This is a genomic window from Thiomonas sp. 13-64-67 (genome assembly GCF_002282795.1).
In the GTDB taxonomy this organism is placed as follows: Bacteria; Pseudomonadota; Gammaproteobacteria; order Burkholderiales; family Burkholderiaceae_C; genus Thiomonas; species Thiomonas arsenitoxydans.
Genome location: NZ_NCKP01000050.1, coordinates 1 through 12,663, shown reverse-complemented (window position 1 = coordinate 12,663; position 12,663 = coordinate 1). Strand labels below are relative to the sequence as shown.

The 12,663-nt window shown below is 61.7% G+C and carries 9 protein-coding genes and 2 tRNA genes; all 11 read left to right on the top strand.

All coding sequences use genetic code 11. The features are described 5' to 3' along the window. On the top strand, nt 1-121 hold a 121-nt coding region (locus B7X30_RS11760), incomplete at its 5' end, for an EF-Tu C-terminal domain-related protein (RefSeq protein ID WP_080305260.1). Nucleotides 122-275: 154 nt separating this feature from the next. After that, nucleotides 276-351 (top strand) — tRNA-Trp (locus tag B7X30_RS11755). A gap of 38 nt (nt 352-389) precedes the next feature. Further along, nucleotides 390-773 carry a preprotein translocase subunit SecE gene (gene secE / locus B7X30_RS11750; protein ID WP_013107511.1) on the top strand — a complete coding sequence of 128 codons (384 nt, stop codon included), beginning with the start codon at nt 390-392 and terminating at the stop codon, nt 771-773. A gap of 10 nt (nt 774-783) precedes the next feature. After that, entirely contained in the window at nt 784-1,347 is a 564-nt protein-coding gene (gene nusG / locus B7X30_RS11745; RefSeq protein ID WP_013124519.1) for a transcription termination/antitermination protein NusG, read from the top strand. Nucleotides 1,348-1,497: 150 nt separating this feature from the next. Continuing rightward, a complete protein-coding gene (rplK, locus tag B7X30_RS11740; RefSeq protein WP_013107509.1) occupies nt 1,498-1,929 on the top strand; it encodes a 50S ribosomal protein L11 in 432 nt (143 codons plus the stop codon). Beyond that, nucleotides 1,930-2,640: a 50S ribosomal protein L1 gene (gene rplA / locus B7X30_RS11735; RefSeq protein WP_013107508.1), complete on the top strand. Its 711-nt coding sequence runs from the start codon at nt 1,930-1,932 to the stop codon at nt 2,638-2,640. 302 nt (nt 2,641-2,942) lie between these two features. After that, complete coding sequence (rplJ, locus tag B7X30_RS11730; protein WP_013107507.1) at nt 2,943-3,440, top strand: 50S ribosomal protein L10; 498 nt, start codon at nt 2,943-2,945, stop codon at nt 3,438-3,440. Nucleotides 3,441-3,494: 54 nt separating this feature from the next. Continuing rightward, nucleotides 3,495-3,872 carry a 50S ribosomal protein L7/L12 gene (gene rplL, locus B7X30_RS11725; protein WP_013107506.1) on the top strand — a complete coding sequence of 126 codons (378 nt, stop codon included), beginning with the start codon at nt 3,495-3,497 and terminating at the stop codon, nt 3,870-3,872. A 153-nt stretch (nt 3,873-4,025) separates the two neighbouring features. Further along, entirely contained in the window at nt 4,026-8,129 is a 4,104-nt protein-coding gene (rpoB, locus tag B7X30_RS11720) for a DNA-directed RNA polymerase subunit beta (protein ID WP_286730786.1), read from the top strand. Between the two features lie 59 nt (nt 8,130-8,188). After that, complete coding sequence (gene rpoC / locus B7X30_RS11715; RefSeq protein ID WP_286730784.1) at nt 8,189-12,409, top strand: DNA-directed RNA polymerase subunit beta'; 4,221 nt, start codon at nt 8,189-8,191, stop codon at nt 12,407-12,409. 89 nt (nt 12,410-12,498) lie between these two features. Beyond that, nucleotides 12,499-12,575, top strand: a tRNA-Met gene (locus tag B7X30_RS11710). Nucleotides 12,576-12,663: the final 88 nt, after the last annotated feature.

Below are 12,663 nucleotides of genomic sequence, written 5' to 3'. Positions count from 1 at the left end.
CAACGTCAGCATCACCGTCAAGCTCATCGCCCCGATCGCGATGGAAGAAGGTCTGCGCTTCGCCATCCGGGAAGGCGGTCGTACCGTCGGCGCCGGGGTCGTGGCCAAGATCATCGAGTAAATCGTTCAACCTGGATTCGGTGTGGCTTCTGGAGAAATCTGGCGTGCGCTCCGAACTAGGGTTTTGTGAGGGCGCTCTGCGGGGCCAGCCCGAATCTGTTTGAATTGCGGCCGTTGCCTGTTTCGCAGACAACGGCCTTGGTGCTAGAAGGTACAGGGGCATAGCTCAATTGGCAGAGCGTCGGTCTCCAAAACCGAAGGTTGGGGGTTCGATTCCCTCTGCCCCTGCCACTCCGAACCGTTTCGGGGTTGAACGCGCGTAAATCCATATGGCGAATCCGTCTGTCGAAACCGTCTCCACTGGGGCGGACAAAGCTAAGTTGGGGGCGGCAGCGGTCTTGCTGCTCGCCGCGCTGGGCTTGTTTTATGGTCTGGCCGGGCAGCCCATGTGGGTGCGCGTCGTCACGTTCCTGGTACTGCTGGCGGGCGCGGTTGTGGTGTTTTTCCTCTCCGAGCCGGGGCGTGCGCTCATTGCCTACGGGCAGGATGCGGTGCGCGAAACCAAGAAGGTGGTTTGGCCGACGCGCAAAGAGGCCATGCAGATGACGGGCATCGTATTTGCGTTTGTTATTTTGATGGCCCTTTTTCTCTGGCTGACCGACAAATCGCTGGAATATGTGCTCTACGACCTGATCCTTGGTTGGAAGCGCTAGGAGCATGAGTATGGCTGAAGCACAAACGATGGCGGCGCAAGCTGGCAAGCAATGGTATGTCGTCCACGCCTATTCCGGCATGGAGAAGGCCGTGCAGCGCAACCTCGCCGAGCGCATTGAGCGCGCGGGGATGCAAACCAAATTCGGGCGCATTCTGGTGCCGACGGAAGAAGTCGTCGAAATCAAGAATGGCCATAAAAGTATTACCGAACGTCGCTTTTTCCCGGGCTATGTGCTTGTGGAAATGGAAATGGACGACGCGACCTGGCATTTGGTCAAGCACACCAGCAAGGTGACCGGTTTCGTGGGCGGCGCCAAAAATCGCCCCGTGCCGATCAGCGAGGCGGATGTCAACAAGATCATGAGCCAGATGCAGGAGGGTGCGGACAAGCCGCGTCCCAAGGTGCAGTTCGAGGTGGGCGAAATGGTCCGCATCAAGGAAGGCCCGTTCACCGACTTCAACGGCAATGTGGAAGAGGTGAACTACGAAAAGTCGCGGCTTCGCGTCTCGGTCACCATCTTTGGTCGTGCCACGCCGGTTGAATTGGAGTTTCAGCAGATTGAGCGGCTTTGACCGCTTGTTGATCTGCATGGTTGTTTGCGAGCAACTGCAAATCGTTTGATTGCTGCCGCCCATCCCGCCCGGGTTGCAGTGTGAGTCGTAAAGGGCGGGTTTCGGGGAGCCTTGTGAAAACAAAGGCGCTCGTACCCATTCGGAGTCACTATGGCAAAGAAAATTGTCGGCTTCATCAAGCTGCAAGTGCCAGCTGGTAAAGCCAATCCCTCGCCGCCAATCGGCCCGGCGCTCGGTCAACGCGGCCTCAACATCATGGAGTTCTGCAAGGCGTTCAACGCGCAGACTCAAGGTGTGGAGCCGGGCCTCGCGCTGCCGGTGGTCATCACCGCCTTCGCGGACAAATCGTTCACCTTCATCATCAAGACCCCGCCTGCCGGAGTGTTGATCAAGAAGGCCATCAAGCTCGACAAAGGCTCGGCCAAACCGCATACCGACAAGGTCGGCAAGATCACCCGGGCTCAGCTCGAAGAGATCGCCAACACCAAGATGAAAGACCTGACGGCCGCCGATCTCGACGCGGCTGTTCGCACTATCGCGGGCACGGCCCGTTCGATGGGCGTTACTGTGGAGGGCGTGTAAATGGCCAAGATGCCCAAACGTTATGCGGCCTTGCGAGCCAAGGTCGATTCCAACAAGCTGTACGCGCTGGATGATGCGCTGGTGTTGGTCAAGGAGTGCGCGGTCGCCAAGTTCGACGAATCCATCGACGTGGCGGTGAGCCTCGGCGTGGATACCCGCAAGTCTGACCAGGTCGTGCGGGGTTCGGTCGTGCTGCCCGCGGGCACCGGCAAGATCAAGCGCGTAGCCGTGTTCGCCCAAGGCGCCAAGGCTGAAGAGGCCAAGGCCGCTGGTGCGGACATCGTTGGTTTTGAGGACTTGGCGGAGCAGGTCAAGGCCGGCAACCTCAATTTCGACATCGTCATCGCCTCACCCGACGCCATGCGCGTAGTCGGTGCGCTGGGTCAGATTCTCGGCCCACGCGGCATGATGCCCAACCCCAAGGTGGGTACTGTGACGCCGGACGTCGCGGGTGCGGTGAAAAACGCCAAAGCCGGTCAGGTGCAGTTCCGTGCCGACAAGGCCGGCATCGTGCATGGCACGATCGGCCGCGCCTCGTTTGGCCCCGATGCGCTCCGCCGCAATCTGGCCGCGCTGATCGAAGCGCTACAAAAAGCGCGTCCGCAAGCGGCCAAGGGCATCTACCTGAAAAAGGTGGCGGTTTCGTCCACCATGGGCATTGGCGTGCGCGTCGATACCGCCACGGTGAACGCCGCGGTCGCCGGGCAGTAAATGTTTGAAGCAGTCCCGGCCGGTTGAAATGATCGGTCGGGCCTGAGCAGGAATGAGTAGCAGCAATTGGTGGGCCGATGCGGTGATTTTCATGCCGCTTCGGGCGATCCAAGACCGCAGGCGCGAGACGGCAGTCTCGCTTAATTCGACGTCATGCCTGCGACGTCGGGTCTGCGCAGATGGCGAACCCGCTGGACGAGAGAATGGGCAAGGTGCGAACGTTGCCTGTAGTCACTCCAGAGGACGCTTGTTTAGGCGCCTTGAGCCGCTAGGGTTCAAGGCAATTTCTTCAGGAGTCAATCTTGAGTCTTAACCGCTCTGAAAAGCAAGCTTCAGTCGAGGAAATCTCGGCGCTGGCAGCCAAGGCGCAATCCCTGGTTCTGGCCGAGTATCGCGGCATTGCAGTCGAGCAGATGACCAAGCTGCGCAAGCAGGCTCGCGAAAACGGGGTGCATCTCCAGGTGTTCAAGAACACCCTGGCCAAGCGCGCCGTTTCGGGAACCTCATGCGAAGTTATCGCCGGTGAAATGGCAGGCCCGCTGATCTACGGATTTTCCGAAGATGCAGTAGCCGCCGCCCGGGTCATCAACGACTTTGCCAAAACCAATGACAAGCTGGTCATTCGCTCGGGTGTGGTCAACGGCAAGGCGCTCGACGCCGCCGGGGTCAAGACCCTTGCCAGCATTCCGTCGCGCGAAGTGCTGCTGGCGCGTCTGCTGGGTGTCATGCAGGCTCCCGTGTCCGGCTTTGCCGTGGCGCTGGGCCAGTTGGCGAAAAAACGCGAAACCGAAGCAGCCTGATCAGGCTGAAGCTTTCAACATTCTCTTTTCAAACATTTATCTCGGAGTCAACAAATGGCAATGAATCAACAGGAAATCCTCGACGCAGTCGGCGGCATGACCGTCATGGAACTCAACGACCTGGTCAAGGCGTTCGAAGAAAAATTCGGCGTGTCCGCTGCCGCGATGGCCGTGGCCGCTCCTGGCGCGGGTGGCGGTGCTGCCGCTGCCGTGGAAGAGCAGACCGAATTCAACGTGATCCTGACGGAAGTCGGCGCGAACAAGGTCAGCGTCATCAAGGCCGTGCGCGAACTGACGGGCCTGGGCCTGAAAGAAGCCAAGGATCTGGTGGACGGCGCGCCCAAGGCTGTCAAGGAAGCCGTGGCCAAGGCCGATGCCGAAGCTGCGAAGAAGAAGCTGGAAGAAGCCGGCGCCAAGGCTGAAATCAAGTAAGTCTATGGTTTTGCGTGGGCCCGGAAGGTCAATTGGCCTTCCGGGCTTTCGCGCCTTCTGCCGGTTCAGGCCGGTAGCTTGGTTACCACATGGCCTGGGGTGAGCCCGGGTTATGCGATAACTGATTTTGTCCCTGTGGAGCGGAGCGTATCCATGTCCTACTCGTTCACTGAGAAAAAGCGCATTCGGAAAAGTTTTGGCAGCCGCCAAAGTGTTCTGGATGTCCCCTATCTGCTGGCTACGCAGATCAACTCCTACGAGGCCTTTTTGCAAAAAGACCTTCCCTTGCCGCAGCGCAAGGACGAAGGGCTGGAAGCGGCGTTCCGCGCCATTTTCCCCATCGTGTCGCACAACCAGTATGTGCGCATGGAATACAACGGCTACACCCTGGCACGCCCGGTGTTCGACGTGCGCGAATGCCAGCAGCGCGGCCTGACCTTTGCGTCGGCACTGCGGGCCAAAGTGCGCCTGATCGTGATGGACCGCGAAGCGGCCAAGCCCACGGTCAAGGAGGTGAAGGAGCAGGAGGTCTATATGGGCGAGATTCCGCTCATGACCGACAAGGGTTCCTTCATCATCAACGGTACCGAGCGGGTGATCGTCAGCCAGCTGCACCGCTCGCCCGGCGTGTTTTTCGAGCACGACAAGGGCAAGACCCACAGCTCGGGCAAGCTGCTGTTTTCCGCCCGCATCATTCCCTACCGTGGCTCCTGGCTCGACTTCGAATTCGATGCCAAGGACATTCTGTATTTCCGCGTCGACCGTCGCCGCAAGATGCCGGTCACCATTCTGCTCAAGGCCCTGGGCCTGAATCCCGAGCAGATCCTGGCGCACTTCTTTGCCTTCGATCACATGCAGTTGATGGACGATGGCGCTTTGCTCGAATTCGTGCCCGACCATTTCAAGGGTGAAGTGGCCCGCTTCGACCTGATCGACCAGAATGGCAAAGTGGTTGTCGCCAAGGACAAGCGCATCAACACCCGCCATCTGCGCGAGCTGGAGCAGGGCGGCACGCAACGCTTGTCGGTGCCGGAAGACTTCCTGCTGGGCAAAGTGCTGGCGCGCAACCTGGTGTCACAAGACACCGGCGAGATCGTGGCTCGCGCCAATGAGGAGCTCACCGAGGCGCTGCTGAAGAAAATCCGCGAAGCCGGCATTCAGCAGATCCAGACCCTTTACATCAATGACCTCGACCAGGGCGCGTTCATTTCGCAAACCCTGCGCATCGATGAAGTGGCCGACCAGCTCGGGGCCAAGGTGGCGATCTACCGCATGATGCGCCCCGGCGAGCCGCCGACCGAAGACGCCGTCGAGGCCTTGTTCAACCGCCTGTTCTTCGACGCTGACGCCTACGACTTGTCGCGCGTGGGCCGCATGAAGTTCAACCGTCGCCTCGGCCGTGAAGAGATCGAAGGCGAGATGGTGCTGTCGCATGAAGACATCATGGCGGTCATCAAGCTGCTGGTCGAGTTGCGCAACGGCCGCGGCGAAGTCGATGACATCGACCACCTCGGCAACCGCCGGGTGCGCTGCGTGGGCGAGCTGGCCGAGAATCAGTTCCGTGCCGGGCTGTCTCGCATCGAGCGCGCGGTGAAGGAACGTCTGGGCCAGGCCGAGACCGAAAACCTGATGCCGCACGACTTCATCAACTCCAAGCCCATCTCGGCGGCGATCAAGGAATTCTTCGGCTCCTCGCAACTCTCGCAGTTCATGGACCAGACCAACCCGCTGTCGGAAATCACCCACAAGCGCCGCGTTTCGGCCCTGGGCCCGGGTGGTTTGACGCGCGAGCGCGCTGGTTTTGAAGTGCGCGACGTGCATCCCACGCACTACGGTCGCGTCTGCCCGATCGAAACGCCGGAAGGCCCGAACATCGGTCTGATCAACTCGCTGGCGCTGTTCGCTCGGTTGAACGAATACGGCTTCATCGAGACGCCTTATCGCCGCGTGATCGATCGCAAGGTGACTGACCAGATCGACTACCTCTCGGCCATCGAAGAAGGCAAGTACGTCATCGCCCAGGCCAATGCCGGCATGGACGAGCACGGCATGCTCAACGACGAGTTGGTGTCTGCTCGCGAAGCTGGCGAGTCCATCATGGTCTCGCCCGAGCGGGTGCAGTACATGGACGTGTCGCCCAGCCAGATCGTGTCGGCCGCAGCCTCGCTCGTGCCCTTCCTGGAGCACGACGATGCCAACCGCGCGCTGATGGGCGCCAACATGCAGCGTCAAGCCGTGCCCGTGCTGCGTCCTGAAAAGCCCCTGGTCGGCACCGGGGTCGAGCGCGTGACCGCGGTCGACTCGGGCACCGTGGTCACCGCCTTGCGCGGCGGCGTGGTGGACTATGTGGACAGCGCCCGCATCGTGGTGCGCGTCAATGACGACGAAACCCAGGCGGGCGAAGTTGGCGTGGACATCTACAACCTCATCAAGTACCAGCGTTCCAACCAGAACACCAACATCCACCAGCGCCCGCTGGTCAAGCGCGGCGACAAACTCGCCAAAGGTGATGTGGTGGCCGACGGCGCCTCGACCGATCTCGGCGAACTGGCGCTGGGCCAGAACATGCTGGTGGCCTTCATGCCGTGGAACGGCTACAACTACGAAGATTCGATCCTGCTGTCCGAGCGCGTGGTGGCTGAAGATCGCTTCACCTCCATCCACATCGAAGAGCTGAACGTCCCGGCGCGCGACACCAAGCTGGGCTCCGAAGAAATCACTCGCGACATTCCCAACCTGTCCGAGCACCAATTGGCGCGACTGGACGAGTCGGGCATCATTTACGTGGGCGCGGAAGTAGAAGCGGGCGACGTGCTGGTGGGCAAGGTCACCCCCAAGGGCGAGACCCAGCTCACCCCGGAAGAGAAGCTGCTGCGCGCCATCTTCGGCGAAAAGGCGTCCGACGTGAAGGACACCTCGCTGCGCGTGCCCTCGGGCATGTACGGCACCGTCATTGACGTGCAGGTGTTCACCCGCGAAGGCATCCCGCGTGACAAGCGCGCCCAGCAGATCATCGACGACGAGCTCAAGCGCTATCGCCTTGACCTCAACGACCAGATGCGCATCGTCGAGGCCGATACCTTCGACCGTCTGGGCAAGCTGCTCACCGGCAAGACCGCCAACGGCGGCCCGAACAAGCTGGCCAAGGGCGCAACCATCACCGCCGACTACCTGGGCGAGACCGACCGCTATAACTGGTTCGACATCCGCCCGGCGGATGAAGCTCTGGCGCAGCAGATGGAACAGCTCAAGGACTCGCTGGAGAAGCGCCGCCACGCCTTCGATCTGATGTTCGAAGAGAAGCGCCGCAAGCTCACCCAGGGCGACGAGCTGCCCACCGGCGTGCTCAAGATGGTCAAGGTTTACCTGGCCGTCAAGCGCCGCCTGCAGCCGGGCGACAAGATGGCCGGCCGTCACGGCAACAAGGGTGTGGTGTCCAAGATCGTTCCGGTCGAAGACATGCCGCACATGCCTGATGGCACCACGGTGGACATCGTGCTCAACCCGCTGGGCGTGCCGTCGCGCATGAACATCGGGCAGATTCTCGAAACCCACCTGGGCTGGGCCTCGATCGGCATCGGCAAACGGGTCAACGACATGCTGCAGTCGCATGCCAAGGCGGCCGAGTTGCGCAAATTCCTGGGCACGCTATACAACTTCAGCGGCAAGCAGGAAGCGCTCGATCAGCTCAGCGACGCCGAAGTGCTTGAACTCGCCAGCAACCTCAAGGCCGGTCTGCCCATCGCCAGCCCGGTGTTCGACGGCGCCAGCGAAGCCGAAATCGGCCAGATGCTCGACCTGGCCTATCCCGACGAGATCGCCGAGAAGCTGCAGCTCACTGCGGCGAAAAAGCAGGTCATGCTGACCGATGGCCGCACCGGCGAAGTCTTCGAGCGCCCGGTGACCGTGGGCATCATGCATGTGCTCAAGCTGCATCACCTGGTTGACGACAAGATGCACGCCCGCTCCACCGGCCCGTACTCGCTGGTCACGCAGCAGCCGCTGGGCGGCAAGGCGCAGTTCGGCGGTCAGCGTTTCGGCGAGATGGAAGTCTGGGCGCTCGAAGCCTACGGCGCCTCGTATGTGCTGCAGGAAATGCTCACCGTCAAGTCCGACGATACGCAGGGCCGCACCAAGATGTACGAGAGCATCGTCAAGGGCGACCACATCATCGAAGCCGGGATGCCCGAGTCGTTCAACGTGCTGATCAAGGAAATCCGTTCCCTGGGTCTGGACATCGAACTCGAACGCAATTGATTGATGCCGCGCCCGGTGCCGCTTGGTTGCGCCGGGCAAGCAACTGAAGGAGTGAAAGCATGAAAGCGCTACTCGACCTGTTCAAGCAGTTTCATCAGGATGAGCATTTCGACGCCATTCGCATCGGCCTGGCGTCGCCGGAAAAAATCCGGTCCTGGTCGTTCGGTGAGGTGAAGAAGCCCGAGACCATCAATTACCGCACGTTCAAGCCCGAGCGCGACGGCCTGTTTTGCGCCAAGATCTTCGGCCCGATCAAGGACTATGAATGCCTGTGCGGCAAGTACAAGCGCCTCAAGCACCGCGGCGTGATTTGCGAGAAGTGCGGCGTTGAAGTCACCCAGAGCAAGGTGCGCCGCGAGCGCATGGGCCATATCGACATGGCCAGCCCGGTGGCGCACATCTGGTTTCTCAAGAGCCTGCCGTCGCGTCTGGGCATCGTGCTCGACATGCCGCTGCGCGACATCGAGCGCGTGCTGTATTTCGAAGCCTATGTGGTCACCGACCCCGGCATGACGCCGCTCAAGGCCGGCCAGGTGCTGTCTGAAGACGAATACGCCGCCAAGCGCACCGAGTTCGGCGAAGAGTTCGTCGCGTTCATGGGGGCCGAGGGCGTTCACGCCCTGCTGCACAACATGGACCTCGATCTGGAGATCGAGAAGCTGCGCGGCGACATGACCGGCTCCGACACCAAGGTCAAGAAAAACGTCAAGCGCCTCAAAGTGATGCAGGCGTTCAAGGATTCGGGCGCCAAGCCGGAATGGATGGTCATGACGGTGCTGCCGGTGCTGCCGCCCGATCTGCGTCCGCTCGTTCCCCTGGACGGCGGCCGCTTTGCCACCTCCGACCTCAACGATCTGTACCGCCGTGTCATCAACCGCAACAACCGCCTGCGCCGTTTGCTGGAACTATCCGCGCCCGAAATCATTGTGCGCAACGAAAAGCGCATGCTGCAGGAAGCGGTCGATTCGCTGATGGACAACGGCCGTCGCGGCAAGGCGATGGTGGGGCAGAACAAGCGCCCGCTCAAGTCGCTGGCCGACATGATCAAGGGCAAGAGCGGCCGCTTCCGCCAGAATCTGCTGGGCAAGCGCGTCGACTACTCGGGCCGTTCGGTCATTACCGTGGGCCCGACGCTCAAGCTGCATCAGTGCGGTCTGCCCAAGCTGATGGCGCTGGAACTGTTCAAGCCCTTCATTTTCCACAAGCTCGAAACCATGGGCGTGGCCACCACCATCAAGGCGGCCAAGAAGGAAGTTGAATCGCAGACCCCGATCGTCTGGGACATTCTCGAAGATGTGATCCGCGAGCATCCGGTCATGCTCAACCGCGCGCCCACGCTGCACCGCCTGGGCATTCAGGCCTTCGAGCCCATGCTGATCGAAGGCAAGGCCATCCAGCTGCACCCGCTGGTCTGCGCCGCGTTCAACGCCGACTTCGACGGCGACCAGATGGCCGTGCACGTGCCGCTGTCGCTGGAAGCGCAGGTGGAAGCCCGCGCGCTGATGCTGGCGTCGAACAACATCCTGTTTCCGGCCAACGGCGAACCGTCCATCGTGCCGTCGCAGGATATGGTGCTGGGCCTGTACTACGCCACCCGCGAGCGCATCAACGGCAAAGGCGAGGGCATCGTGTTCGCCGACGTGTCCGAAGTGCACCGCGCGCTCGACGCCAAGCAGGTGGAAATCACCAGCCGGGTCAGCGTACGTCTGACCGAGTACGAAAAAGACAAGGCCACTGGCAGCTTCACCCCCAAGACCGCCGTGGTGGAAACCACCGTGGGCCGCGCGATCCTGTCGGAAATTCTGCCCAAGGGCCTGCCGTTCAGCGTGATGAACAAGGCGCTGAAAAAGAAGGAAATCTCGCGCCTGATCAACTCGTCGTTCCGCCGTTGCGGCCTGCGCGAAACCGCGATCTTCGCCGACAAGCTGCTGCAGTCGGGCTTCTCGCTGGCGACCAAGGCCGGCATCTCGATCAGCATCGACGACATGCTGATTCCGGAAGAGAAGTACACGGTCATCGCTCGCGCCGAAAAGGAAGTCAAGGAAATCGAGCAGCAGTACTCCTCCGGTCTGGTGACGCAGGGCGAGCGCTACAACAAGGTGGTGGACATCTGGGGCCGTGCGGGCGATGAAGTCGGCAAGGCGCTGATGAATCACCTCTCCAACCAGACGGTCAAGGATCGCCATGGCAAGGACGTGCGTCAAGAGTCGTTCAATTCCATCTACATGATGGCCGACTCGGGCGCCCGTGGCTCCGCTGCGCAGATCCGTCAGCTCGCTGGCATGCGCGGCCTGATGGCCAAGCCAGACGGCTCCATCATCGAGACCCCCATCACGGCGAACTTCCGTGAAGGCCTGAACGTGCTGCAGTACTTCATCTCCACGCACGGCGCGCGCAAGGGTCTGGCCGACACCGCGCTGAAGACTGCGAACTCCGGCTACCTCACCCGCCGTCTGGTGGACGTGACGCAGGATCTGGTGGTCACCGAGCACGATTGCGGCACGGCCAACGGCACCAATATGCGCGCGCTGGTCGAAGGCGGCGAAGTCATCGAATCGTTGCGCGACCGCGTGCTCGGCCGTGTGGCCGCTGTCGACGTGGTCAACCCCGAGACCCAGGAGGTCATCGTTCCGGCGGGCGAGATGCTCGATGAAGACATGCTCGATTTGGTCGAAGCTGCCGGTATCGACGAGATCAAGGTGCGCACCGCGCTGACCTGCGAAACCCGCTACGGCATCTGCGCCAAGTGCTACGGCCGCGACCTCGGCCGCGGCACGCTGGTGACCAATGGCGAAGCGGTCGGCGTGATCGCCGCGCAGTCCATCGGCGAACCCGGCACCCAGCTGACCATGCGGACTTTCCACATCGGCGGCGCGGCATCGCGTGCAGCAGTCGTGTCCAGTGTGGAAGCCAAGAGTGCGGGCACGGTGCGCTTCACCGCCACCATGCGCTATGTCACCAACACCAAGGGCGAGCAGGTGGTCATCACCCGCTCGGGCGAGGTACTGATCACTGACGACCACGGCCGCGAGCGCGAGCGTCACAAGGTGCCTTACGGCGCCACGCTGTTCGTCAAGGACGGCATGGTGATCAAGGCCGGCACGCTGGTGGCCAACTGGGATCCGCTGACCCGCCCCATCATCACCGAGTACGCGGGACAGACCAAGTTCGAGAACGTCGAAGAAGGCGTGACCGTGGCCAAGCAGGTGGACGAAGTCACCGGCCTGTCCACCCTGGTGGTCATCGACCCGAAACGCCGCGGCTCTGCCAAGGTGGTACGTCCACAAGTCAAGCTGCTCAACGAGCAGGGCCAAGAGGTCAAGATTCCGGGCACCGATCACGCAGTGACCATCGGCTTCACCGTGGGCGCGCTGATCCAGGTGCGCGACGGCCAAGACGTAGGCCCGGGCGAAGTGCTCGCGCGCATCCCGATGGAAGGCCAGAAGACCCGCGACATCACCGGCGGTCTGCCGCGCGTGGCCGAGTTGTTCGAGGCCCGCTCGCCCAAGGACGCCGGCATGCTGGCCGAAACCACCGGCACCGTCTCCTTCGGCAAGGAAACCAAAGGCAAGGTCCGCCTGGTCATCACCGACCTGGACGGTAACTCCAACGAGTTCCTGATCCCGAAGGAAAAGAACGTGCTGGTGCACGAAGGACAGGTCGTCAACAAGGGCGAGCTTATCGTCGACGGCCCCGCCGAGCCGCAGGACATCCTGCGTCTGCTGGGGGTCGAGGCCTTGGCGCGCTACATCGTTGACGAAGTGCAGGACGTCTACCGTCTGCAGGGCGTGAAGATCAACGACAAGCACATCGAGGTCATCGTTCGCCAGATGCTGCGCCGCGTCGAAATCAAAGACCCGGGCGACACCGACTACATCGCGGGCGAACAGGCCGAGCGTTCCCAGGTGCTGGCGCGCAATGACGTGCTCCTGCGCGAGGGCAAGATGCCCGCCACCTTCAACAACCTGCTGCTGGGCATCACCAAGGCCAGCCTGTCCACCGACAGCTTCATCTCCGCCGCGTCCTTCCAGGAGACCACGCGCGTGCTGACCGAAGCCGCCATCATGGGCAAGCGCGACGAACTGCGTGGCTTAAAGGAAAACGTCATCGTCGGCCGCCTCATCCCCGCAGGCACCGGCCTGGCGTTCCACCAGGCGCGCAAGGCGAAGGATGCGATGGACCAGGCCGACCGCGCAGCCCAGGCCGCCGCCGAACTGCAGGCGCTCGAAGACAGCACCCTGCACTCGGCAGAATCCGACAACGCATCTGATCAAACCTGATTTCAAGGCCCCCAATCGCCAATTAAGACATAGGCGAACGGGGCGCCTTGCACAAAGGGCGGCCTTCAAGTATGATTTACAGCTTCCAGCGCGGGGTGGAGCAGCTCGGTAGCTCGTCGGGCTCATAACCCGAAGGTCACAGGTTCAAATCCTGTCCCCGCAACCAACGTTAATTGACAGACGCCGGCCAGCCCGGCGTTTGTCATTTCTGCGACAAGCTCACCCCCCTCAGGAACCAGGCGAATCTCACCCAC